The organism is Algoriphagus sp. NF (assembly GCF_028823735.1).
GTDB lineage: Bacteria > Bacteroidota > Bacteroidia > Cytophagales > Cyclobacteriaceae > Algoriphagus > Algoriphagus marincola.
The window spans coordinates 1-24,957 of sequence record NZ_JAPEIB010000018.1; the positions used below are offsets into that span (position 1 = coordinate 1).

At 41.8% G+C, this 24,957-nt stretch carries 17 protein-coding genes; 11 read left to right on the forward strand and 6 right to left on the reverse strand.

Annotation, left to right across the window (positions count from 1 at the left end; all coding sequences use genetic code 11):
• The 3 genes from OU792_RS10130 to OU792_RS10140 form a co-directional block, all read left to right on the forward strand.
• A partial coding sequence (locus tag OU792_RS10130; RefSeq protein WP_274670096.1) for a glycosyltransferase family 4 protein occupies nucleotides 1–764 on the forward strand: 764 nt, incomplete at its 5' end.
• A 161-nt stretch (nucleotides 765–925) separates the two neighbouring features.
• The gene (locus tag OU792_RS10135) at nucleotides 926–2,146 is read left to right on the forward strand and encodes a hypothetical protein (RefSeq protein ID WP_222583664.1); all 1,221 of its coding nucleotides are present in this window, start codon (nucleotides 926–928) and stop codon (nucleotides 2,144–2,146) included.
• 1,255 nt (nucleotides 2,147–3,401) lie between these two features.
• The gene (locus tag OU792_RS10140) at nucleotides 3,402–4,373 is read left to right on the forward strand and encodes a polysaccharide deacetylase family protein (RefSeq protein WP_274670097.1); all 972 of its coding nucleotides are present in this window, start codon (nucleotides 3,402–3,404) and stop codon (nucleotides 4,371–4,373) included.
• Nucleotides 4,374–4,383: 10 nt separating this feature from the next.
• On the opposite strand, the gene OU792_RS10145 is transcribed toward OU792_RS10140, so the two are convergent.
• On the reverse strand, nucleotides 4,384–5,718 hold the full coding sequence (locus OU792_RS10145) for a glycosyltransferase (protein ID WP_274670098.1): 1,335 nt from the start codon (nucleotides 5,716–5,718) through the stop codon (nucleotides 4,384–4,386).
• A 1,429-nt stretch (nucleotides 5,719–7,147) separates the two neighbouring features.
• Between OU792_RS10145 and OU792_RS10150 the strand changes: the two genes are divergently transcribed.
• Nucleotides 7,148–8,341 (forward strand): ATP-binding protein, encoded by a 1,194-nt coding sequence (locus OU792_RS10150; protein ID WP_133391067.1) that lies wholly within the window; start codon nucleotides 7,148–7,150, stop codon nucleotides 8,339–8,341.
• A 672-nt stretch (nucleotides 8,342–9,013) separates the two neighbouring features.
• Here the strand turns inward: OU792_RS10150 and OU792_RS10155 are convergent.
• A complete protein-coding gene (locus OU792_RS10155; RefSeq protein WP_274670099.1) occupies nucleotides 9,014–9,271 on the reverse strand; it encodes a hypothetical protein in 258 nt (85 codons plus the stop codon).
• Between the two features lie 334 nt (nucleotides 9,272–9,605).
• Between OU792_RS10155 and OU792_RS10160 the strand changes: the two genes are divergently transcribed.
• Nucleotides 9,606–10,760 carry an ATP-binding protein gene (locus OU792_RS10160; protein WP_274670100.1) on the forward strand — a complete coding sequence of 385 codons (1,155 nt, stop codon included), beginning with the start codon at nucleotides 9,606–9,608 and terminating at the stop codon, nucleotides 10,758–10,760.
• A gap of 229 nt (nucleotides 10,761–10,989) precedes the next feature.
• Here OU792_RS10160 and OU792_RS10165 read toward each other — a convergent pair whose 3' ends face one another.
• On the reverse strand, nucleotides 10,990–11,115 hold the full coding sequence (locus tag OU792_RS10165) for a hypothetical protein (protein WP_262709487.1): 126 nt from the start codon (nucleotides 11,113–11,115) through the stop codon (nucleotides 10,990–10,992).
• Between the two features lie 292 nt (nucleotides 11,116–11,407).
• Nucleotides 11,408–12,340 carry a GNAT family N-acetyltransferase gene (locus OU792_RS10170; protein WP_274670101.1) on the reverse strand — a complete coding sequence of 311 codons (933 nt, stop codon included), beginning with the start codon at nucleotides 12,338–12,340 and terminating at the stop codon, nucleotides 11,408–11,410.
• Nucleotides 12,341–12,619: 279 nt separating this feature from the next.
• Between OU792_RS10170 and OU792_RS10175 the strand changes: the two genes are divergently transcribed.
• Genes OU792_RS10175 through kdsB form a run of 3 tightly spaced genes read left to right on the forward strand, consistent with a single transcriptional unit; the run spans nucleotide 12,620 to nucleotide 16,656 of the window.
• A complete protein-coding gene (locus OU792_RS10175) occupies nucleotides 12,620–13,450 on the forward strand; it encodes a polysaccharide biosynthesis/export family protein (protein WP_026947204.1) in 831 nt (276 codons plus the stop codon).
• A 5-nt stretch (nucleotides 13,451–13,455) separates the two neighbouring features.
• The gene (locus OU792_RS10180) at nucleotides 13,456–15,915 is read left to right on the forward strand and encodes a GumC family protein (RefSeq protein ID WP_222583661.1); all 2,460 of its coding nucleotides are present in this window, start codon (nucleotides 13,456–13,458) and stop codon (nucleotides 15,913–15,915) included.
• 12 nt (nucleotides 15,916–15,927) lie between these two features.
• A complete protein-coding gene (gene kdsB, locus OU792_RS10185) occupies nucleotides 15,928–16,656 on the forward strand; it encodes a 3-deoxy-manno-octulosonate cytidylyltransferase (protein ID WP_274670102.1) in 729 nt (242 codons plus the stop codon).
• Between the two features lie 663 nt (nucleotides 16,657–17,319).
• Here the strand turns inward: kdsB and OU792_RS10190 are convergent.
• Nucleotides 17,320–19,995, reverse strand: coding sequence for a putative LPS assembly protein LptD (locus OU792_RS10190; RefSeq protein WP_134203104.1), 2,676 nt, complete (start codon nucleotides 19,993–19,995; stop codon nucleotides 17,320–17,322).
• A gap of 106 nt (nucleotides 19,996–20,101) precedes the next feature.
• On the opposite strand from OU792_RS10190, the gene OU792_RS10195 reads away from it, so the two are divergent.
• From OU792_RS10195 to OU792_RS10205, 3 genes are all read left to right on the forward strand, one after another.
• Nucleotides 20,102–20,902: an N-acetylmuramoyl-L-alanine amidase family protein gene (locus tag OU792_RS10195; RefSeq protein ID WP_026947209.1), complete on the forward strand. Its 801-nt coding sequence runs from the start codon at nucleotides 20,102–20,104 to the stop codon at nucleotides 20,900–20,902.
• Between the two features lie 826 nt (nucleotides 20,903–21,728).
• The gene (locus OU792_RS10200) at nucleotides 21,729–23,354 is read left to right on the forward strand and encodes an acyl-CoA carboxylase subunit beta (protein ID WP_222583659.1); all 1,626 of its coding nucleotides are present in this window, start codon (nucleotides 21,729–21,731) and stop codon (nucleotides 23,352–23,354) included.
• Between the two features lie 190 nt (nucleotides 23,355–23,544).
• A complete protein-coding gene (locus OU792_RS10205) occupies nucleotides 23,545–24,387 on the forward strand; it encodes a transglutaminase-like domain-containing protein (protein ID WP_222583658.1) in 843 nt (280 codons plus the stop codon).
• Here the strand turns inward: OU792_RS10205 and OU792_RS10210 are convergent, their stop codons facing one another.
• Nucleotides 24,388–24,957, reverse strand: coding sequence for a redoxin domain-containing protein (locus OU792_RS10210; RefSeq protein ID WP_274670103.1), 570 nt, complete (start codon nucleotides 24,955–24,957; stop codon nucleotides 24,388–24,390).

Here is a 24,957-nt window from a genome sequence, read left to right on the forward strand (position 1 = left end):
CCAATATGATGAGTCCTTTTGTTAAGAGTACTTGGCAAAAAAAGTATTACCGTTTTTTACTGAACCATACCGATGCGGTGATTTCGGTGGCAGAGGCAACACGCTTGGATTTAATTGATTTTTACGGATATAAGAACGCCACAAAGACCATCTCGATTGGAATAGACCCTTTTGAAATTGACAGGTTAAAAAATCAAAGTGTAGACGTTGGTCTACCCCAAAACTTTTTACTTTTTATGGGAGGCTTTGTACCTGAGAAAGATCCCGAATGGCTTTTAGATACTTTTTTTGAAAACAAGAGGATTTGGCCTGACCTGAATTTGGTTTTTTTGGGCAAAGGTATTTTGGAAAATAGCATAAAATCAAAAATCAGGGAGTATGAGCTGGAGAATCGTGTTTTTATTTTTCCCAACCAATCCAATCCCTTTCCGATTTTAAAGCAGGCTGCTGCATTGGTATTGCCATCCCAAATTGAAGGCTTACCAGCAGTGGTTTTGGAAGCCATGTATTCCAAAATTCTGGTAATCGCCAATGAAGTAGGGGGAATTCCGGAAGTACTGAAAACTGGAAAAACCGGCTGGTGCATTACTCCGCAAGATACCCAAGCCTTTATTCAAGCCATTCAGGAAGTCATGACCATGCCCAAAGAAGCCAAACAAAAAATCCTCGACCAAGCCCATCAGCTCGTTTGTACTCACTATTCCCTCCCCCAAGTCACCCTGCAGTTCGAACAATTCTACCAATCCCTCCTCAAGCAAAATTGAGTACTGTACATTGAACTTTAACCAACAGTTAATCAATTCATCAATTCCACAGTCCCCCAAATCCTCAACCCAAAACGTAGAACTACGAACTCTTTAACGCTTAACCTTTAACACTTAACGTTCCTCTTTTTATATTTGATAATCACTAACCCAATGTTTCCTTGCTCGGCGCAGTCCTTCTAATTCTTTTTCTATTCTTTGCTTCACAGCCTGTTCTGAACAACCTTCAGAAAGAACACAAATGGCTAAAGGCAGGGCTATTGAATCAACTTTACTGGTATCATATGTTCTTTGGATTGGTCTATTGGACCTATGCACAGTTTAACCGTTCGGATTCTTTACATTATTATCAGAAAACTCAGTATTTGTGGAAGAATTGGTTTGATGCTTTTTCCGCAGGTACTGATTTTATTGAGTGGCTTGCTTTTCCTTGGGTTAGATTTTTAGGATTTAATTATGATATGATGATGTTCCTATCCACTTGGTTGGGGTATTGGGGCTTCGTTTATTTTTATTGTTTTATGAAGGAGAATTTGCGTTTCAATCCAAAATTTGAGGGTTGGGATGCGATTACCATTTTTATGTTTTTGCCCAATATGCACTTTTGGACAGCATCATTAGGAAAGGGTGCAGTTATTTTTGCTGGAATTGGATTTTTGACATATGGATTATCTTGGCCAGGAAAGCGAATACCTCATTTAATTTTTGGAGGGTTTTTATGTTATATGGTCCGCCCACATATTCTATTTGCGGTTATGATTGGAATGGGGGTAAGTTTTGTTTTAGGAAGAGAAAAGGTGCCCGTATATCAAAAGTATCTTGTCGCATTTGCTGGTATTGCTGTTTCCTTATTTGTATATGAGGATTTGATCACTTATCTAGGTTATGATCCTAATAACCTTGTTGAGAGCTTTGAAGAGGAGTCGGCTTTGAATGCCCAAAGACTCCAATCAGCAGGTTCAGGTGTTGATATGACTTCTTATAGCCTGCCCATGAAGCTCTTTACTTTTTGGTTTAGACCCTTATTTATAGATTCTCCGAATGCACTTGGGTTGGTAGTTTCCATTGAAAATGCTCTCTACATCTACATGTTCTCCAGGATTTTTAAGAAAAGCTTTATTGATTACATCCGCATTGCTCCAGCTATGGTGAAGATGTCGGCGGTGGTTTTTATCTCTATTTCCATCTCCATGACCTTTGTGATGTCGAATCTGGGAATCATCATCCGTCAGAAATCCCAGATTATGTACTTTATGCTTTTTGTGATCGTGGCCTTTATGGACTGGGAAAAAACCAACCGCATCAAAAAGCGCGCTGCCATCTACAATCGCATCGTCGAAGAAGAGCGGAGGAAGCGGGAGCTCGCCGAAGCAGCTACCTAACCTTTGAGGTCTGGAAGAACTCGAAGGTTATTTTCCCAATAACCGAACTCCTATCCTAGGATTTGTATTCCAAGGAATATTTCATTCAATCCTAAAAACCGTCTTCATCTTGCTGGCATTTTATATTCATTTCCATATTAGGATTATGGGCCAGCGCTAAAAACTTCGCTATTCATTCAAATCCGGGGGTTGTGGTTCGATAAGCTCACCAACCTACCCTCGGCTATTGAGATGTTTGACCCCGATGGGGTCATTTTACCTGCTTATCTCTAATAGGCTGATATAATTGGCGTCCACCAGAGCGGACGGGCACTACAGCGCTTTTATTAACTTTATAGGATAGGTTTTTCTTGAGTATGTAGGATGGCCTTCGGGATTTTCGGTTTTTGGAAGGCAAGGAAATCGTCAAAAAATGGGCTAGTCCCGAACTTGTTTCGGGAATCCGCCCATTTTTAGATTTCTGAGCCTTTCAAAAATCAAATCGTAACGGAATCTATATCTAAAGAATATCCATAGGCGATTTGAAGAAAAGACTGGGCCAGAGCCTTTTGGATACTTTTTGGCTAAAAAGTATCAAGAAAAAGCTCGCAAAAATCAACCATGTCGGGTTAAACTGAAAAAGGGCTTTGATAAACTCATCTAGCGCAAGTCTCAAATTATAGCCGCCATTCCTACCTGCCTTCGGCAGACAGGTCTCCACGCACAGCATTTATTCACGGTATTATGTCCTCTTGCTGGCACAGAATATTCATTTCCATATTAGGATTATGGGCCAGCGCTGGTTAATCTGGCATATTCTTTTTCCCCGGGTTGTACCCGGGGTTATTCACAGTTCGACGCCTTCAGCGTCTCTTTCATTTTTTCGAATTTTTCTTTGTGGCTTTGAGGAAGAAAAAAACCGTACTTCGTCTCTGTCTTTGTGTGCCTTCAGCACTCTTTGTTCAAACATACATTTATCCAGTTTATTTCATCGAACGAAGAGAGGTGTATCTTAGAAGGCAAAGCCAACTTTATTTCTCCGACCCACGGGAGGTGTATTTCTCAAAGTGTATTTCACCACAGGTGTATTTCTTATTAGTGAGAGAATAGATCATCGCCCTGTCGAGTATTATAAATGGTTCTAAAATTCCTCATTCCTCATTCTTCATTCCACATTAAAATCGCCGTATTTCGTAAATCGTACTTCGTAAATTTAAATGCATCAAGGTGTATTTCTTATATTTCCCTATCTTCATTGTTAATTGCAAACACCACCATGCCCGGAACTTTTACGATCTCGCTGGACTTCGAACTCCTTTGGGGAATTTTTGATAAGGTTGGAGCCAACTACCGGCCGGAATACTTTTCCAATACGAGAAAGATTGTCCCTGAAATGCTGGAGCTCTTTGGTAAAAATGAAATAGCAGTTACCTGGGCCACAGTAGGAATGTTATTTGCCGAAAATGAAGAGGAGTGGGAGCATTATGCGCCGGATAATTTACCCTCCTATCGAGACAAGAAACTATCCGCTTACCAATGGGCAAAAGATCATGGGATTCGACCAGAAGTTCACTTTGCACCTGAATTGATCCAAAGAATCTTGGATACACCCTATCAGGAATTGGGTTCTCATTCCTATGCACATTACTATACTTTGGTGAGGGGACAAAGTCCAGATCAGTTTCGATGTGATTTGACGGCTACCCAAAGAATAGCCCAAGAGAAGTTTGGAGTAAAGCTTCGTTCCTTAGTTTTTCCTAGAAATCATATCAATGAGTTGTACCTGCCGATTTGCCTAGAGGAAGGCTATGAATTCGTAAGGGGAAATCCCAAGAATTGGTTCTGGCAGGAAACCCAACACGAAAGTTTGAGTAAAAAATGGTTCCGTTCTGCGGATTGCTTTATTCCTACGGGAGAGAAATCAACTTTTAGGAAAGAGGATATTTTACGATTTCCGAATGAACCTGTGATCATTCCTGCCTCTAGAATCCTCAGGCCTTACGCCTCCGGAGTACCTTTGATCAATCAGGCTCGGCTCAACCGTATTCTTGGTGAAATGGACTGGGCAGCAAAAAATGGAGAATTCTATCATTTATGGTGGCATCCCCACAACTTTGGAAATAGTCCCGAAAACAGCATGAAGGAATTAAAACTCATTATTGAAACTTTCCATCAGTTGAAAGATAGCTACGGCTTTCAATCTAAATCCATGCAAGGGGTAGGGGAGACCATATTGGCGAAAGCTTAAATAGAGCGGTTTAAATTCCTTTTTCAGGCTTAAAATTCTTGTTAATTACCTCTAAATAAATCCTTTCCAAATCAGCTACCATCCTTTTCATACTAAAATACTTTTCTACTTGCTCTCTGGCTGCCTTAGCCATTTTAATATGCAATTCATCATACTCAAGTAATTGCAGGCAATAGCCTTCCAGCTCCTCCCAATCGTCAATTCCAGACAAAAAACCCTGCACTCCATGCTGAATCACCTCACCGATTCCTCCTGCTCGTGTAGCTACAACGGATACTTCACAGGCCATGGCCTCAAGCATGGCAATGGGTAATCCTTCAAATTCCGAACTGCTCAGGTAGATATCCATCAGGTTCAGATAAGGAATGACCTCCTTTTGAACGCCGACTAAATGAAAGTGCCGTGCCTTGCCGGATTCTTCTATTTGCTTTTCAAGCCTAGCTCGCCATTCCCCATCACCGACAAGAAGGAAATGAACGTCATTTCGTTTTTTTAAAATTCGAAGGGCTAGTTCCACCCACAACCAAAGCCGCTTTTGCGAACGAAAAACAGCCACCTTTCCAATCACTTTTGCCCCTTCAGGAATGCCTAAATGGACTTTTAATGAATCGGGGGAAAGAAATTGAACAATCTCTTCTGTATTTTTTTTACCATCATCAATTTCAAAGCCTCCATTCTCCAAACTACTGTCTCCAGGATCTACGATCTTGCTCCTGATAGCTATCGTGATTGCTTCTTGATACTTAGTATTTGGTAATTTGTACGTTGTACTTGGTTCAACTCTCCTAAAGACTTCAGTATTTACTCCATTCTGCACGACCCGAACGCTTGGCTTTTCTCCTCTACGATAGGGGTCCCACATGGAGTTTAGCTGCATGGAAAGGGCGACTTCATTGGATACGGCAATGGCTACATCCTGCTTTTTGAAGGTCAGTCGATTTCCCCAATAAGAAACTTTATTGTACCGGTCCCAAGTATTGTGTTCTGTGTAAACGATAGGAATAGAAACTCGGCTTCCAACTGCTCTAGCCAAGATTCCAGCCCAGGGAAGGTGTGCATGGATAATTTGAAAGCCATTGTCTTCGATAAACTTTTTGACTTTTCCAACTTGGAAAAATAAGCCCAGGTTTCCGGATGGGATTAGGTGTACTTGGATTCCGGCCCTTTCCAATTCATCGACTATATTTTCTTTTTGGTGATAAAAATAAAGGCAATGAAACTCAAAGCGACTTTGATCATGGACGAGTGCTGTTTCCGGGATCAATTTTTCAGCTCCTCCCCGTCCAAGGGATTTGATCAAGTGGAGGATTTTGATTTTTTGGGTCACTTTGGTTTTAGCTTGCATGCAAACCTAAGGAAAGGTGACCTTAGAATAAAATAAATGGGGTTAAAAGGTATAGTGCTCCATAGATTCCAAGGATGGATTCATGATATATCGAGATTGATAACCCAAATGAATCTAAATCAATTAAAATAGCTTTTGAGCTTCACGGAACTATCTCCCTCTCCTTGAGGAGAGGGTCGGGGTGAGGTAGCAAAATTCCGGACTCCTTATCCAAAGATTTGCAATCCGGACAAACCAAAAATGTCCTATTGATTCCAATCGGTCTCGCCGCCGTTCTTGCCTACCCTTCGGTAGACAGGTCATCACGCACGGCATTTATTCAAGGTTTTACGTCCTCTTGCTGGCACAGAGTATTCATTTCCATTTTAGGATTTTGGGCCAGCGCTAAAAACTTCGCTATTCATTCCAATCCGGGGGTTGTGGTTCGACAAGCTCACCAACCTACCCCCGGCTATTGAGATGTTTGACCCCGTTGGGGTCATTTTATTCTTTTTTCTTCTGGAGACGCAGTCCGCTTACCAAGCCCTTATGTGTGGCCACAATCTAGCCGCAAGTCAATGTTCTATTTCCTAAAAGAATAATTCAAAATCTATTATTACTCACGGATCCATCTCCCTCTCCTTGAGGAGAGGGTCGGGGTGAGGTAGTAAAATCCAGGATTCCTTATCCAAAGATTTGCAATCTGGACAAACCAAAATGTCCTATTGATTCCAATCGGTCTCGCCCCCGTTCGTGCCTGCCGTCGGTAGACAGGTCTCCACGCACAGCATTTATTCAGGGTTTTACGTCCTCTTGCTGGCACAAAGTATTCATTTCCATTTTAGGATTTTGGGCCAGCGCTAATAACTTTGCTATTCATTCCAATCCGGGGGTTGGAAACCCCCGGCTATTGAGATGTTTGACCCCGATGGGGTCATTTTACCTGCTTATCTCTGATAGGCTGATAGAATTGGCGTCCACCAGAGCGGACGGGCACTACAGCGCTCTTTTTTTCACTGACCGAAGGGAGATGTATTTCCTGCCAGGGCATGCAGGCGCGAAGCATATTTCGCTACAAGCGTATTTCACCGCAGGTATATTTCGCTGCAAGTCTATTTCACCGAGGGTATATTTCTTTATTAGTGAGAGAATAGATCATCGCCCTGTCGAGTATTATAAATGGTTCTAAAATTCCTCATTCCTCATTCCACATTAAAATCGCCGTATTTCGTAAATCCTAATTCGTAGATATTTCACCGAACGAGGAGAGGTGTATCTTAGAAGGCAAAGCCGACTTTATTTCTTTGAAAGTGTATTTTTTTGTAGTGGGCCTAAACCGTTATGTATTCACAAGCATAAAAATTCGAAATCAAATATTTTGCGCTAACACTAATAATGCTTAATATGGTAAGCAAAATTAAAATATATTTGCTTAATAGAAACAGCAGAAATGGAATTCTTATTTGAGAAATTCTTCAAGAAACTCGAGTTTGTCACACTAAATTTTAAGAGAAGTTTGATGGACGAAATCGATTGGAATAGTCGCTTGATTGGGATAAAGGGTGCTAGGGGAGTTGGGAAGACAACCTTGCTCTTGCAATACATCAAGCAAAATTTGCCGATGGATGGTTCTACCCTATATATGAGTTTGGATAATGTCTGGTTTGCAGAAAATAGATTAATTGATTTGGTAGATTCCTTTGCAAAGAGGGGAGGGAGGTATTTGTTTTTGGATGAAGTACATAAGTATCCAAACTGGTCACAAGAGCTAAAAAATATTTATGATGATTACCCTGAGCTAAAAGTAGTTTTTACCGGTTCTTCCCTTCTTGAAATTCTAAATGCACGTGCGGATTTGAGCAGAAGAGCAACAGTTTATTTCATGCAGGGACTTTCTTACAGAGAATACATTGAGATGGAGACCGGGCAAGTCTTTCCACATTTTGAGCTTGAGGAAATTTTGACCAATCATCTTGCCTTAGCACATGAAGTCAATAGGAAGTTGCAGCCTTTGAAATATTTTATGGATTATCTCCAAAGCGGTTATTTTCCTTTTTATCAGGAGGGGCGCTCACTATATCATCAGCGTATTGAAGAGGTAATAAACATGACTCTAGAGATTGAACTCCCTTTGCTGCGGAAAATTGATGTTTCCTACGTGACAAAACTGAAGCAATTGATGCAGATTTTATCTGAATCAGTTCCTTTTGTTCCCAATGTCTCCAAGCTTTCTGAGCGGATTGGAATCAACAGAAACACCTTTGTGACTTACTTGTATTTTCTTCAAGAAGCACATCTGACAAGAAATCTTTACAAGGACTCTAGAGGTATTACCCAATTACAAAAACCTGATAAAATCTTTTTAGAAAACACCAATTTCAATTTTGCTTTAGCCCCAAAGTCTATTGAAATAGGCGCTATTCGCGAGTCGTTTATAGTCAATCAGTTAAGCTATAAAAATTTGGTTGAATACGGAGAAAAGGGTGATTTTTTAATTGACAGAAAATACATCTTGGAAGTAGGAGGTAAAAAGAAAGGAAAGAAGCAAATTGAGGGCTTGTCAGATGCCTTTGTCGTTTCTGATGATATAGAGTATGGAATAGGAAACAAAATCCCAATTTGGCTATTTGGTTTTCTATATTGATGATTTCTTTGCCACCGTTCGTGCATACCTTAGGAAGACAGGTCACCACGAACGGCTTTTTTATTCAAGGTTTTAGGTCCTCTTGCTGGCACAGAATATTCATTTCCATATTAGGATTATGGGCCAGCGCTAAAACTTTGCTATTTATTCCAATCCGGGGGTTTCCAACCCCCGGCTAGTATATTTCGTGCCTTCAGCACTCCTTAATGGTTCATTTTCCGAGGTTATTGTTTTTTGGGCGCGGTGGGTTGACGCAAAAGCGGGCCAGCGTTCGGCCTTGAGCGTTGAAGCCTGTCTGCCTCAGGCAGGCTTTTTTGCGTCGAAGGCTTTTGGCTACTTTTGGCCTTCAAAAGTAGTAAAGGGTAAAATTTGCATAGAAGTTATAAAGATTCTAAGGCCGTTTCTTTTGCCGCCGTTCGTGCCTGCCATCGGTAGACAGGTCATCACGCACGGCATTTATTCAAGGTTTTACGTCCTCTTGCTGGCACTTAGTATCCGTTTCCATTTTGAGATCAAGGGCCAGCGCTAAAAACTTCGGTATTCATTCAAATCCGGGGGTTGAAACCCCCGGCTATTGAGATGTTTGACCCCAATGGGGTCATTTTACGTGCTTATCTCTGATAGGCTGATAGAATTGGCGTCCACCAGAGCGGACGGGCACTACAGTGCTGTTTATTTCATTGACGGAAGGAAGTTGTATTTCCAGCCGGGGCCTTTAGGCGCACAGCCTATTTCACCAAAGGTGTATTTCGCAATGCGTATTTCGCGAAGCCTATTTCGCTGAAAGCGTATTTCACCAGCTGTGTGTTTCCTGCCACAGCAGACAGGCGCTAAGCTTATTTCACCGACCGAAGAGAGGTGTATTTCCTGCCAGGGCAGACAGGCACAAAGTGTAATTCGCGAAGCATGTTCAAAAATTCCACAATTCATCACAGGAGACAACTTTGAATAATTTTCCAATTTTTCAATTATTCAATCATTCGACATTAAAACAGCCGAGAGACAAGAAGACTGTTAAGGGGATGATTTCAAGTGAATTGAGACATCAACGCCGTATTTCGTACTTCGTAGATATTTCACCGACCGAAGTGAGATGTATTTCATAAAGTTTATTTCGCTACAGGCCTATTTCTTTTTTATAGAAGACTGAAGTTTTAACAACGTTGCACCATTATAAGTACAAAAACTCAAATTTGATGTGTCACTTCATTACTCAACAAAATAAATCATGTATATTGGGAATAATATTCCCATTTTGCATAAAATGATTAAACGTCAACTTTCTCAATTGCTCGTAGAGATGGCTATGAAAATGCCAATTATCTCTATTATGGGACCTCGGCAATCAGGTAAAACAACCTTAGCAAGGTCGATTTTTCCAAATCATCATTACATCAATTTTGAACTTCCGGAAAATAGACTGAGAGCTGAATTAGATCCCCTCCAACTCCTCAAATCCTACCCTCAGGGATTAATTTTGGATGAGGTACAACGTGTGCCTGAGCTTTTCTCTTTTATTCAGGTAGTAGCAGATGAGTGGCGTGAAAATGGAAAATTTATCTTGACTGGATCTCAAAACTTTCTTTTGAATAAACAAGTCTCACAGAGTCTGGCAGGAAGGGTGTTTGTCAGCAAATTAATGCCTTTTTCTATGAAGGAAGTTTATCTTTCCGGCGAAGCAACCAATAATTTCGATAGGTTTATTTTCAAAGGAGGGTATCCAGCCATTTTTGATAGAGATATTGACCCGTCCCTATTTTTTCCTTCTTATCAGCAAACCTATCTGGAGCGTGATGTACTGGATATGATTAGTTTGAGAAACCTGAGCAATTTTCGAAGACTAATAGGATTACTTGCTGGGAGAGTCGGACAATTACTTAACCTTTCTAGTCTTGGAACAGAGCTAGGTGTTGATCACAAAACCGTTCAATCTTGGATTGCAGCATTAGAGGCTTCCTATGTGATTTTTCTTCTACGTCCTTATCACAAAAACTTCAGTAAGCGAATTATCAAAAGCCCCAAAATTTATTTCTGGGATACAGGTCTGGCTTGTAATCTACTTGGAATACAAAATGAAAAACAGGTAGACACTCATTGGGCAAAGGGCTCGCTGTTTGAGAATTTAGTCATAGGAGAGAAAGCAAAATCTTATTTAAATCAAGGAAAAGAGCCCCCATTGTATTTTTGGAGGGATTCAAATGGGGTTGAGGTAGATTTGATTGTCGAATCTGTAGAAGGACTGGAGGTGATTGAGATTAAATCTGGTCAGACTTTTCATAGAAGTTTCCTCAAGAATATAGAGTTATTTGGAAAAAATGCTTCAGCTATTCAGGTAAATGCTCAGGTGATTTATGGTGGAAATGAATCATGGGAATCGGGGGGAGTTTCAATAATTTCATGGCAGAAGTTGATTGGATAGGTTTACTAAATCTTCGCTATTCATTCAAATCCGGGGGTTGTGGTTCGACAAGCTCACCAACCTACCCCGCTGTTCGGGATTTGTAAACCCGAACACTTATCGTAGGATTTACAATCCGGATAGTATTACACGTTCCTTGCCCTAGCATCGAATTTTCATCTCCTAACAAAGATCAAGGCCCAGCGCTGGTTAATCTGGCATATTCTTTTTCCCCGGGTTGTACCCGGGGCTATTCACAGTTCGACGCCTTCAGCGTCTCTTTCATTTTTTCGAATTTTTCTTTGTGGCTTTGAGGAAGAAAAACCCGTACTTCGTCTCTGTCTTGCTGTGCCTTCAGCACTCTTTGTTCAAACATGCATTTATCCAGTTTATTTCACCGAACGAAGAGAGGTGTATCTTAGGAGGCGAAGCTGACTATATCTTTCTGAGCGAAGTGAAGGGTATCTTTTAAACCCAGAGAAGATTTTTTGAAAGATAGCTACGCAGATAAAGAAAGATATGGCTGCGCCAAGAAATAATGGCCTATCTCACCGAACGCAGTGAGGTGTATTTCACAGAGTATATTTCGCTGCAAGCGTATTTCCCCGAAGGTTTATTCCGAAAAGCGTATTTCCCCGAAGGTATATTTTTTTACAAGAGCCAAATAATCAAAAAAGCTCCAAATCCCCCAAACTCCACTTCCAGTTTAAATCCTTTGGGTTGAGATCCTCTCGAAGCTTACGCAGAGTGACCAATGGACCTCGATCTAAAATAGGAACTAAGCCAAGGTTTAATATATCCGAGTCATAGTTTAAACCTGAAAAACTTACCCAAATGGTTCCTGAATACTTACAGATTTGATTGAATTCATTTCTTAAAAGTTCCCTTTGGTTTTTCCCAAAATCCGAGTGATGGAATAAATCGACGATCCGAAGTTCCATACCTTTTTTTCCTTCTTTCAGTCGATAGATCATCAAATAGGTTTCTCCATCACTTGCAAACTGATAATCGACAATCGGACAATCCCGGTAGCGCCAATCAATATATCCCGGAACTAGGCTTGTTCGCACTCCCTCTGTCCACGGAGGACTGTTTTCAATCCTTGCGATCAAACCTGCTATTTCTTCCCAGTCCTTTGTTTTTGAAGCCTTTTCAGATTTGTTGGGAACTTTGAGCTTTACTTTTAAAGGTAGTTTGCCCCATTTCTCCCAACCCATTTTCAGGTAGCCGGGAAGACTTTTTTCATTTGGTGTATTAAAAATCAGGTCAAATCCTTCTTTTTTCACCTCATCGATTAATTGGGTAGTGAGTTTGGTGAAGAGCCCCTTTCCTTGATAGTTTGGATGTACAGCCGTATCCACCGCTCTCAGGGCTTGGTATTTCTGATTTCCTTCTCGATACTCCCACCTGAGAAATGCCCTCACTCCAATAATTTCATCAGCTTCGCAAGCCAGCAAGACTGGTGATTCGCCAAATGGGTTTTGTAGGTGCTTCCAATTCCAAAACTCTACTGACTTGGGAAGTAAGGATTCTCCTAGGGAGCTTTTGAGCAAGGAAATAATTTTTGGAATGTCTTCTGATGAAGCTCTGCGAATTTGCATGCTTGAAAATAACTCAATTGGATTAAACTTATCATTTTAAGCTGGCTGAATATTTAATTTTAGCCATCATTTTAATGAAAAATACTTGGCCTATCCTCAATCGAGACTACAGGCATAGAGGTTTAATTTTTTTTGGATCCAAATCAGGTTCGACCTCGAAGGAAAACAGTTCAAATTTAGAATCCCTTGATTCGTCAGTTTCTAAATACCTTTTTGGTCTTGCAGCGAGTTAAATCGACAATTTATCTATATTTGAATCTTCTGGGCATTCATCTGTTTATGAGAAGACTATTACCTATTTACTTCCTTCTTATTCTTTTTTCGAGTAGCTGCATTAGCAATAAGCGAATTACCTACCTTCAGAATCTATCGGATTCCACTTCTTACGATTTGAATGAATTCATTCCCTTTGCAGAAGTAGATTATGAGTATATCCTTCAGCCATATGATATGGTAGAGATCGATTTTGCCACATCGGATGAGGAACTTACTGAGGCATTTACCTTTATGGGAGGACAGCAAGGTGGTGGAATGGGAGGTATGGGTGGAGGAATGGGTGGTGGAGGTGGCTCAGATCCACTCTACTTTAGAGGTTTTGCAATAGATAAAGACGGTATGGTGGAGGTTCCCAAATTGGGGAAGATCGAAATCGCCGGACTTACGGAAGAGCAAGCAAAACAGAAAGTTCAAAAGGCAATCAATGAGTACTTCAAAGAGGAGGTTTATGTACGCTTACGAATAGCAGGTATCCGCTACACCACTTTAGGAGAATTCAATAGCGTAGGGGTTCAGGTGATTTTCAAAAATAGAGCTACCATCTTTGATGCTTTGGCTAATTCAGGTGAAACAACCCTTTTAGGAAAAAAGAATCAGCTTTTTATCATTCGGCAATACGATGGGGGAGTGAAAATTCATCAAATCAATTTGAATGACCGGGCCTTGCTGGCCAGTCCTTTCTATTTCATCCAACCCAATGACATCCTTTATATGGAGCCGATGAAAATTCGACAGATAGGCACCGCAGATAATTTGACCGCTTCACTAGCACTTTTTGCAGGATTGCTGGCATCCACTTTGTTAATCATTAACTTAGTAACAGGAGGGAATTAATTCAAATGGAGAAGCTTGATCTCAGCCAATTAGATAACGAAGAAAAAGCGCTGGAAATACGCTACGTAGTGGCTAAGTACATTCGCTATTGGCCTTGGTATGTGCTTTTTACTCTAATTTTTTTAATTGCAACTTTTCTCTTCCACCGCTATACGGTAGATGAATACGAGGTTCGTGGATCCATGGTGATCAAGACCAATAATTCGCCTGAAGCCAGAATTTTGGACCGCTCCAATATCTTTAATTCGGGTATCAATCTGGAAAATGACATTCTTCGTCTACGCTCAAAAAACTTGGCCCGTGAGGCACTAAAAAAACTTCATTTTGATGTAGAGTATTTTGCAAAAACTACGATTAAGGATATTGAGCTTTATGACCGTTCTCCTATTCGAATTGTAGTGGATTGGGATCATCTGCAGGTGACAGATGCACAGGTGGAGTTGCAGATTTTATCCGATGAGAATTTTAAACTAGTCCCACCAGAGGGAAGTATTTTAGACTTCAATCCTGCCCAGGCAGCAGGAGACGAAAGTATTTTCAATAAGACTTACACTTTTGGTCAAGAGATCGAAACAGCCCGTTCCAAGTTTACCGTTCACCTTGTAAATCCTGGAAGGGTTGGAGATGTTGTATTATTCAAATTGGTTAATCCAGCTTCTTTGGAGGAACAATGGGCCAAGAAAGTGAATGTGGTTCTTGAAAATCAGTTTAGTTCTGTATTGAATCTTACAACTACCACAAAGGTGGTGGAGAAGGGTCGAGACTATATCAATGCCTTGATGGAGTCTTATATCGAGTATGATCTGAATGAAAAGAATAAGATTCAGGAAAATACCATCGCTTTTATTGAGGAGCAGTTAGGGTTTTTGGAAGATTCCCTCAAACAAAAGGAACGGGAGCTTCAGAATTTCAAAGTCGAAAACAAGTTGCTGGATGTCTCTGCTGAGTTTTCCAATATACTGGGGAAAATGAATTCTTTGGATGAAACCAATGCGGAATTAGAATACCAACTCAACTATTTCGAAGAAATCAGGCGGTACATGGAGATGAAAAGCAAAGACTTTTCAGATGTCATTGCTCCATCAGTCATTGGAGTACCTGACCCGCTTTTAAATGGCTTAATTCAAAATCTCGTCACCCTTTCTCAGGAGCGTAGAAAGCTTTTGGCTACTGTCAACGAAAATCACCCGGAAGTGATCAAGATCGATGTGCAAATGGAAAAAATCCAGGATGCACTTTTTGAAAATGTGGTCAATCTGATTGATAATACCCGTAAAAAGCAGCGAAATATTCAGTTGGAAATCGAAGGATACGATGCTGAATTTGCGACCCTTCCAGAATCTGAATCTCAATACACGGGGATTTTCAGAGAGTTCAAACTTCGGGAATCGCTCTATACCTATTTATTGGAAAAGCGGGCTGAAGCGGGAATCGCAAGGGCTTCCAATGTGTCTGACAATGCCATCTTGGATGCCGCCAAACGTGGAACACTCGTATTTCCAAAGAAGCAACAAAACTATGCTTTAGCAATTGCCCTTGGCTTATTACTTCCATTCGGATTCATTGTAGTCCGGGACATGTTTGATGATAGCATCAAAGATCAGCGGGACCTGAAAAAGCACTTTATGATTCCTCAGTTGGGAGTAATTGGATATTCGACCAAAGACACTAATAAAGTCGTATTAGAACACCCAAAGTCAGCTGTGGCGGAATCATTCCGCTCCCTAAGATCGGCTATTACTTATCTAGCTAGCGGTAAGAATACAAAAAGAATTCTGGTGACTTCCTCGGTGTCGGGTGAGGGCAAGACCTTTACCTCCCTCAATCTGGCCTCTGCGATGGCTTTGGGATCAAAGAAAACCGTGGTAGTTGGTGGGGATTTGCGCCGTCCTAAACTGGCTAAGTATTTTAATCATTCTGATAAGGTTGGTTTATCTACTTATTTGATTGGAAAAGTGGAGGCATCAGAAATAGTAATCCCTAGTCAGCAAGAAAACCTCTTTTTCGTGCCTTCGGGGGTTATCCCACCTAATCCAGCAGAACTTCTACAGACTCAGAGGCTCAAGGACTTTCTAAATTATCTGGATGAAAATTTTGACATCGTTGTCTTCGATACTCCTCCGATGGGTTTGGTTTCTGAGACTATTGACTTGATGCGTCTTTTCGATGTTAATCTTTACGTAGTAAGGCAGAATTACACCGTGAAGGATCACTTGGTCATGATCAATGACCTCTTCAATAATAAGCAGGTGACAAATGTTTATGGTGTTTTCAATGGCATCATCAATTCCGGATATCACTACGAAGGGTACAATTATGGGTATGGCAATACCTATCTCTATTCTCAGAATAATAAGTACATGTATAATTATTATGGGGAGGATGTAGAGACGAAAAAAGATAGGATAAAAAAGCAAAAAGATTCCTTGGGTAAGAAGCTCAAGAAATTGTTTAGGACGCGATAAGAAGAAAGACTTTTGAAAACCGCAGCCCTTATTCCCGCTCGCTTTGCATCCTCTAGACTGCCTCAAAAATTGGTGCAGGATCTGGAAGGAAAATCAGTTATCCAAAGAACTTATCTCAGTACCCTAGCTACCGGAGTTTTTGATGAAGTTTGGGTGGTATGTGATCACGAATTGATTGAGGAGCAGGTGCTTGTTGTGGGAGGCAAAGTCTTTCGAAGCCAAAAAGAACATGAAAGTGGTTCGGATCGAATAGCAGAGGCTCTGCCCCATGTAGATGCTGATTTGATTGTCAATGTGCAGGGGGACGAACCCTTTCAGGATGCCAAGTCTCTTCAGGATCTAGTGGCAGTTTTTTCTGATTCATCAGTAAAAATGGCATCCCTATATTTCAATATTTCTCCCGCGGAGGCCGCCAATCCCAATGCGGTCAAAGTGGTTTTGGATCAGAATAGCGATGCACTTTATTTTTCAAGATCTCCCATCCCTTTTGACCGAGAGGGTAGTGGGGATTTTTCTTACAAAAAGCACGTGGGGATCTATGCCTATCGAAGGGAGCTCTTGCTAGAATTCACTACCTGGCCCAAAGGGGAATTGGAACAATTGGAAATGTTGGAGCAGCTCAGAATTCTAGAACATGGGGTGAAAATACGCATGGTAGAAACTTCCCATCAGGCCATAGCTATTGATACAGCAGAGGATTTAGAGCGGGCAAGGAATTTCTTGAGGGAAAATCAAGTTTAAAGCTTTTTCACAAATACCCGGTTCCAAATAAAAAAATCAAGGCAGTCCCTAAATGGCGCAGGCCCGCCTGTCGGATGGGAAGGTCTCATGATTTACCTACCTCTGGTAGGCTTGTGCCTAAAGCAAGGCATTCTTTAGACTACTTTTTTATATACGTTTCTATCTTGCTGGGACCTAATTCCCATTTCCAAACCAAAGATCAAGGCCCAGCGCTGGGATGGTGTTGTGTCTTTTTTACCCAGCATTTCGCTCATCGTTCCTCTTCGCTTATACTGGGCTAAAATATTTCGTGCCTTCAGCACTCTTTATTCATATAAAGTATTTCCCCGAACACAGTGAGGTGTATTTCACAGAGTATATTTCCTGCCACGGCAGACAGGCGCGAAGCCTATTTCGCTGAAAGCGTATTTCACCGAAGGTATATTTCGCAAAGCATATTTCGCCGAAGGAATATTTAGCTGAAAGCGTATTTCGATATTTACTCTAAACTAGAATCGAACCTGGACTTCGACATTCGACATTCAAAACCTGCTTGCAGCAGGCAAGTTCATCATTCGACATTTAAACGGCCGAGCGAGAGTTTCCGTCCAGAGGCTTCTTTTTGCTTCAATTGATATAAAAAAACACCGTACTTCGTAAATCGTACTTCGTCAATTCAAATTCTTATTGATCAAAGAAAGATCGGCGACGCGAAACTTTTAGATCCTGCAAAATACTTGACTTGACCCGGATATCGATGTTGTAAGAAGTGAAGCGTCCAAAAGGAATCCAATTGACATTCATCTGCCAGCAATGCAAATCGCGGGCAATTCCAATCATGGATTGCGTGATTACCTGATCCACCAAGTTAATACCTGTATTGAAGTTTATTTTCCACTTTTCAGAGATGGACACATCTCCGGATAGCTGCACGGCCGAAGTCACATTGCTACTTCCACTTGTTGGTTTGCTGTAGGCAAGATTATAGCCGATTGATAGGTTCCAGGGAATATTCCAATCGATATACTGGCTTGGATCAGTGACGATTTGATTGATTTGGCTTTCTACAAATTCATTCATGATTCCACCTTGCTGCATAAACTGATTGGTCAGCTCATCCCGCACCTCACCCGGGTTTTGGGCATTACTAGGGTTGATGGAGGCATTGAGGTTAAAGGATGCATTTCGGATGGTTCCAAGTCCCTGTCCATTTTTCCAGGCAAATTGATTAATCCTCCGAATAGTCTCTGTTCCGGTTCCATTATCAAAGGCTGAAGTGGCATAGGGATCCACGGTAGCACTCATATTGACAGAAACCCTTCGGTCAAAAAAGCTGGTTCGGGCACTGATCCGCACAGGTGCCAGCTGAAATGAGTCCGCAGCAAAATTGTATGATGTGTTGATGTCAAAGTTTTCGATCAAAGGAATCTTTTTGGTGCTGTTTTCGGCAGTAGAGTCCTCATCGGTTAAAATCTTTCCTTCCAAAACAGATCGGATTCCCATAGTCAAAGCCCTGGATTCTCCAGCAGGCGCTCCCCCGTATACAAATCCCTGGTGCCTATTATATAGTCTGGTATCTCCCGCTGCGTTGGTTTGAACCTCCTGAAAGTAACCGAAATTATCAGTGGTGAAATCCGGCGTGTAGCTAAAGCCAAAGGTGGGCTGAATATGGTGTCGGATCGTCTGCAGCTTTCCTTTTTTGAAATTATAAAAGCCATAGACGTTGGTCTGCATGCTGAAGGAGGTATTGTAAAAAGTCACCCGGTTGAATCCATCTTCAACAATCTGATCCACTCGCTCCGATTCGGGATTGTAGAAAAAATTCAATCGCTGCAAATACCAAAGCTCCGTGATATTGGCTGAGGCGGTTCCGGTGAAATACTTAAATAAGGTGAAGTTGGTGCTGACAGGAATTCGGTGTTGAGCACCATTATTCGCGTTTTTCAACAAGAGGCTGAAATTCTCAGGAGTAAATGGAATTAGCTCAGGAGTGGTCGTGCCTCCCAATTCTGGATCAATGGGAGTAGGGGACTGAATCCGGTTGCTGATGGAGTTTTGAAGGTCAAAGTTCCAGGCAATATTGAGTGTCTTTAGTGGCTCAAATTTCACATTCCGAAAGGGATTCTGCCGGTTCATTGAAACGTTGAAAGAAGGTAGTCTGAGCCTCACTTCTCCCGTGGAAACTGACTGGGAATGCTGGGCAGAAGCAGACATGGAAAAAGGTGTGCCCGAAAACTGCTTGGTATAGTTGATGTTCGATTGTAAATCCGAGGTGACGTTATTTTGGAAGTTGGTCGGATTGATCACATTGTTGAAATAGGAAGTACTTCCTGCATTCACGGAAGCAGAAAAGCGACCCGTACCCCGGCTCTCAGGGGTATGAGACCATGTTACGCGGAAGGTGTTGTAGTCAACTGGGTTGAGTTCGGTTTCAGGTGACTGAAATTTCTGAAAATCCACATTGAAGGAACCGCTAAAACGATAGCGTTTTTTATAGACAGATTGGGCTTTGGCACCCCAGCCTCCTTTCGAATAGATATCTCCTGTGACCCGGGCGTGGATAAAGTCATTGAAGGCGAAGTAATATCCAAAGTCACGGAGGAAGAGACCTCGCACCTGTTCCTCTCCATAGCTTGGGAAAATGATTCCGGAGGCTTTTTCTTCAGGAGTATTTGGAATAATGCCGAATGGAAGGCCTAGTGGGGTAGGAATACCATTGAAATACAGGTTGAAAGGTCCGGAGACGACTTGTTTTCCCTCAATGGACTTGAGTTTGTTGGAAGAAATATGCCAATGCGGTTCGGTGAGCTTGCAGGTGGTGTAGTAACCATGGTCTAAATAAATACTCCCATCATCTGTCTTTTTGATGGTTTCTCCTCGAAGAATACCGTCTTGCTGCTCCGTGACGACATCTTTTATGATGGCTTTTTGGGTTTTGAAGTTGTAGCGCATCTCCTTTCGGATTTCATAGACCTGACCTTGGTCTTTGAAAAAGGGATTGCCTTCAATATTTCCCAAGCTATCGGTGACTCCACTGGCATAGAGTTCGTTGTTTTTCCAATCAATGATGATGCGGTCTGCATCCAGTCGCATTTCCCCGTATTCAAACCAGGCACCTCTATAAAGATAGACCTTATTGGTTTCGAAGTCCGTGACTATACTATCCTCAGCAAAATAGTTGATTTCGCTCATGATCGCGCTCTGAGGCACAATATTTGTCGTATCATTGGTAGGAATTGAGTCCGCAGGAATTTTCAGTGAATCGAGCACAGATCTTTCGGGAAACTGCAGAGTATCCGGCACAGCAAGCCTTCGTTCTTGCCTCTCCGTAGTCTCTTGTGCTAAGGCCAAAAATGGCATTAGTAAAACTGAAAATAAACTCAATAGGAGTTTGAAATGCTGCACAGTCGCTCGTTCCTTAACTAGTATGTACGAAATTACGCGTAAAGTTAATTTTATTGCCCTCATGAGAAGATTCAAAACCCAAAAATTTGTTAATTCTCTTCTATTACTGATACCTTTTCTTTTCGGTGGTTTTATTCCCAATGAAACCATGATGCCTGCTTTCCGGATGAAAAAGATCGTCTTAGATGCCGGTCACGGTGGAAGAGATCCTGGAAATCTAGGTTCACGCTCCCGAGAGAAGGATATCAATCTTGCAGTTACGCTACTGGTAGGAAAGTATATTGAAGAAAATCTTCCTGATGTGGAGGTGATTTATACCCGCAAGGATGATAGTTTTCCTTCGCTGAAAGAAAGACCTGTCATCGCCAACAAGAACAAGGCTGACCTTTTTGTTTCGATTCACTCCAATTCCGCTGCGAATAAATCAGCTTACGGAACAGAGACTTTTATCATGGGGATGAAGCACTTCGAATCAAACTTTGATATCATCAAGCGGGAAAACTCTGTGATGATGCTGGAGGATGGCTATGAAGAAAAATATGAGGGTTTTGACCCATCATCTCCCGAGTCTTACATCATGTTCAACTTGATGTCTCAGGCTTTTTTCGAAAATTCACTTTCCTTGGCCGATCAAGTAGAAAAGCAGTTTAAAGATCGAGTAGGCCGAAGAAGCCGAGGAGTGAAGCAGGGACCATTTTATGTACTTTGGACTCCTTCCATGCCTTCTGTACTAATTGAATTAGGCTTTTTATCCAATTCCAACGAGGAAAGATTTTTGATGAGCAAGCAGGGGCAGGAGTACATGGCTTCTGCAATTTTCCGGTCCATCCGTGACTATAAAAATCAGATTGAGGGAAGGTGAGGAGCTGGAAGAGGGGAGTTGGAAGTAGGAAGCTGGAAGTAGGAAGCACGAAGTGACCGTCATCGAGATCCCGAGAATCGGGAGAAGCGATCTCAATGATCAAGTGTTGAATTCGGGGTAGGAAGGGGGAAGTTGGAAGCACGAAGTGGGAAGAGAACCTAGACTCCGACATTCATCATTTGCCATTAAAACGTTCGAAAGGTAAGAAGATCATCAAAGGTCTTGTTTGACTTCAAATAATGTAAAAACGTGGTATTTCGCGCAGCCTATTTCATCGAAGGTATATTTCGCGAAGCGTATTTCTATTTATTCTTTTCATAATTTTTCGTCCTCTTGCTGGCATTTAGTATTCGTTCCCATTTCGAGATCCAGGGCCAGCGCTGGAATTGGATGTTTTACCCTGGGTTGCGCTGCGTCTCGTGCCTCGACTTGCTTACCCAGAGGGCTATTAAAGCTTTGACCTCTTCAGGGTCTTTTGGTTTTCAAAACAATTTGTTTCTTGAATTCATTACTCAAGCAAGAGCTGTATTTCGCCGACCAAAATGAGGTATATTTCACGTAGTCTATTTTACCAAAGGTGTATTTCCTGCAAGGGCAGGCAGGCGCAAAGCGTATTTCGCTGAAAGCCTATTTCACCTTGGTATATTTCGCGAAGCCTATTTCGCTGCAAGCGTATTTCACCGAAGGTGTATTTCTTTACTGGAGACCTAAATAGATTTTCACCAATACATACTATAATCAGATCACTTTAACAGCTTTCTTTTTCTGAAAACCAAACTTCCTTTTGTAGATTCGAGTTTGAAAACATATAAACCCAAATAACTCCATGAATTCAACCGAATCAAAAAACAAAAGTCTGGAAACACTCCTGACTGAGTTGTCAGAAAAGTACCAAGTAGTCAAAAAAGGTGGCGGTGACAAACGTATCGCCAAAGAACATGATAAAGGAAAACTGACGGCAAGGGAGCGGATTGATTACTTGAGAGATGAAGGTTCAGATTTTTTGGAAGTTGGAGCTTTCGCAGCAGATGGAATGTATGAGGAGGAGGGAGGATGTCCTTCTGCAGGGGTCGTCACAGGAATTGGATTTGTGAGCGGTCGTATGTGTATGATCGTTGCGAATGATGCCACTGTGAAAGCCGGAGCTTGGTTCCCGATGACTGCCAAGAAAAATCTTCGCGCCCAAGAAATTGCCATGGAGAATCATCTGTCCATCATTTATTTGGTGGATAGTGCAGGTGTCTTTTTACCCATGCAAAATGAAATATTTCCCGATAAGGAGCACTTTGGACGGCAGTTTCGCAACAATGCTAAAATGTCTGCCATGGGGATCGTGCAAGTTGCTGCCATCATGGGGAGTTGCGTGGCTGGAGGGGCTTACCTACCCATCATGTCGGACGAGGCTCTGATCGTAGATAAAACGGGTACTATCTTCCTTGCAGGCTCATATCTGGTAAGGGCAGCCATCGGGGAATCTGTAGACAATGAAACCCTTGGTGGGGCTACCACGCATTGCGAAATATCAGGCGTGACAGATAATAAATTTGACACGGATCAGGATTGCTTAGATGCTATCAAGCGGATTTTTGATAAAATGGGTGCCTCCGAGAAAGCAGGCTTTGATCGGGTGGAGGCGAAGGAACCCGCGATTTCTGCTGATGAAATGCTCTCAAAATTCCCAATCGACCGAGTCAAGCCATACGATATGCTTGAGGTGCTCAGAGGACTGGTTGATGGTGGAGAAATCGATGAATACAAAAAGGACTACGGAAAAACCCTGATCTGCGGAACTGCCCGAATCGATGGATGGGCTGTTGGAATCATTGCCAACCAGCGCAAGGTGGTCAAAAATGCCAAAGGCGAGATGCAAATGGGAGGAGTGATCTACTCAGATTCTGCCGACAAGGCAGCGCGCTTTATTATGAATTGCAATCAGCGGAAGATTCCTTTGGTTTTTCTTCAAGACGTGAGTGGATTTATGGTAGGGTCCAAAGCCGAACACGGAGGTATCATTAAGGACGGAGCCAAAATGGTCAATGCAATGTCCAATTCAGTGGTTCCGAAATTCACCATCGTTCTTGGAAATTCCTATGGAGCAGGTAATTATGCCATGTGTGGAAAGGCCTATGATCCACGCTTAATTTACTCTTGGCCTACCGCCCAAATGGCCGTGATGTCAGGAGCTTCGGCAGCTAAGACCCTGCTTCAGATTAAGGTTTCATCTTTGAAAAAGGCCGGTAAAGAAATCAGTCCTGAGGATGAAAAGGCACTTTTGGAAGAAATCACCAATAAATACAATGAGGAACTTAGTCCCTTCTATGCCGCAGCCAGACTCTGGGTAGATGGAGTGATTGATCCTCGGGAAACACGAAAGGTCATTTCCATGGGAATAGCCGCTGCCAATCATGCTCCTATCACAGAGCGGTTTAATGTCGGGGTCATTCAGACTTAATTTGACTATTTCAAATTCAGCTAAAATTAAATTTAGAATAGCTTTATGTGAATAGTAAGTGGTTAATTTGTCTTGGGTGAGAAATCCATCACAAATTCCACTTACTTTTTACCATTTACCTTTCAGAATTCACCTTAGAAATTTCACCTCACAAACTCAATCCTTCATATATTTTTTTTAAATTAAATCAATGAGCGAACTCAGTCCTTCTGAATTAAATGCTTTGGTCACCCTCTTGGATGATAGCGATCAGGAAGTGAAAAACCACGTCCGTGATCGAATTATTTCTTTGGGAGCTGAAATCATCCCTTTTTTGGAAAAGAAATGGGAAAATAGCTTTGATCCGGGTATACAGCGGGAGATTGAGTTTCTGGTGCATGAGCTTCAGTTTTTGCAACTGAAAGAAAGGCTGGAAGAATGGAAAAAGTCTGAAGATAAGGACTTGCTGACAGGACTTTGGATCATCAACACCTATCAATATCCTGATTTGGAGTTTGAAAAGCTAAACGCGGACATGCATCAGATTTACTTTGAAGTTTGGACAGCTTTTAAGTCGGATTTGGGTCCTTATGACCAAATCCGGATCATCAACAATGTCTTGTTCAATTCTCTGAGATTTTCCGCCAATACCAAAAACTTTCACTCTCCGGCCAATTCCATGCTTTCTTCAGTTTTGGATACTAAAAAAGGAAACCCCATTTCTCTTTGTGCGATCTACATGCTAGTTGCTCAGAAATTAGGTCTGCCAGTTTACGGAGTTAACCTTCCCAATCTTTTTGTATTGACATACAATTCTGCTGATATCACTTTTTATATCAATGCCTTCAACAAGGGCTTGATTTTTAGAAGGCAGGATATCTACAATTATTTAGAGCATTTGAAAATCGCACCCAAAGAAGAGTTTTTTGAGCCCACTGATTCCCATCAGATCGTGATGAGGTCTCTTAGAAATCTAGCCTTTGCTTTTGAAAAATTAGGTGAAGCAGAGAAGGTGCTGGAAATCCAAGAGCTTCTTCAGATTCTTGAAAGCTGATTAGAAACTTCTCAGGTTACAGCCTGTCGCCCGAACTTGAGCAGGACTGGGCAGGTTTCCTCCCAAAAACTGATTGATGGCACGCTCGAGAAAGCGCTCGCTGACTGCATTTTCCGCTTGGGGATTATTATCGATCGCGCCATGGTAAATGACGGTAGGGATGTCCTCCTGTTTGCTGATCAAAAAAGCTTCTGGGATTTTCACTACTCCCAATCCTTGATTCGCCTCAGTTCCTGATTGTAAAAAGAATGGCATATTCATGCCGGAGGAATCGATGTAGTTTTTAAGTTCTTCTGCTGATGCCTTTGAGTCGGAATGAATCAAAGCGAAGCGGAAGCCTTGATTACTGAATTTAGTCCGAAGTGCCTTGATCCTTCCCTCATACATTTTGGTAAAAGGACAATTCAGGTCAAAATAGATCAAAACCAATCCTTTCTGATCGGTAAGGTCTGCGATGGTTTGTGTCTTGCCTGTCACTGCATCTTGAAGCGAAATGTCTCCTAGACTCTGTGCGACTATGGTCTGAGAAATGATAAAAAAGGAAAAAGCGAAAAGTATTTTAAGGTTCAT

Excerpts from the sequence above, each read along its gene's own strand:
- OU792_RS10140 (WP_274670097.1), top strand. The coding sequence starts at position 3,402 with ATGCCCGGAACTTTTACGATCTCGCTGGACTTCGAACTCCTTTGGGGA.
- OU792_RS10145 (WP_274670098.1), bottom strand. The coding sequence starts at position 5,718 with ATGCAAGCTAAAACCAAAGTGACCCAAAAAATCAAAATCCTCCACTTG.
- OU792_RS10150 (WP_133391067.1), top strand. The coding sequence starts at position 7,148 with ATGGAATTCTTATTTGAGAAATTCTTCAAGAAACTCGAGTTTGTCACA.
- OU792_RS10155 (WP_274670099.1), bottom strand. The coding sequence starts at position 9,271 with ATGAATTGTGGAATTTTTGAACATGCTTCGCGAATTACACTTTGTGCC.
- OU792_RS10160 (WP_274670100.1), top strand. The coding sequence starts at position 9,606 with ATGATTAAACGTCAACTTTCTCAATTGCTCGTAGAGATGGCTATGAAA.
- OU792_RS10165 (WP_262709487.1), bottom strand. The coding sequence starts at position 11,115 with ATGTTTGAACAAAGAGTGCTGAAGGCACAGCAAGACAGAGACGAAGTA.
- OU792_RS10170 (WP_274670101.1), bottom strand. The coding sequence starts at position 12,340 with ATGCAAATTCGCAGAGCTTCATCAGAAGACATTCCAAAAATTATTTCC.
- OU792_RS10175 (WP_026947204.1), top strand. The coding sequence starts at position 12,620 with ATGAGAAGACTATTACCTATTTACTTCCTTCTTATTCTTTTTTCGAGT.
- OU792_RS10180 (WP_222583661.1), top strand. The coding sequence starts at position 13,456 with ATGGAGAAGCTTGATCTCAGCCAATTAGATAACGAAGAAAAAGCGCTG.
- OU792_RS10190 (WP_134203104.1), bottom strand. The coding sequence starts at position 19,995 with ATGCCATTTTTGGCCTTAGCACAAGAGACTACGGAGAGGCAAGAACGA.
- OU792_RS10195 (WP_026947209.1), top strand. The coding sequence starts at position 20,102 with ATGAGAAGATTCAAAACCCAAAAATTTGTTAATTCTCTTCTATTACTG.
- OU792_RS10200 (WP_222583659.1), top strand. The coding sequence starts at position 21,729 with ATGAATTCAACCGAATCAAAAAACAAAAGTCTGGAAACACTCCTGACT.
- OU792_RS10205 (WP_222583658.1), top strand. The coding sequence starts at position 23,545 with ATGAGCGAACTCAGTCCTTCTGAATTAAATGCTTTGGTCACCCTCTTG.
- OU792_RS10210 (WP_274670103.1), bottom strand. The coding sequence starts at position 24,957 with ATGAACCTTAAAATACTTTTCGCTTTTTCCTTTTTTATCATTTCTCAG.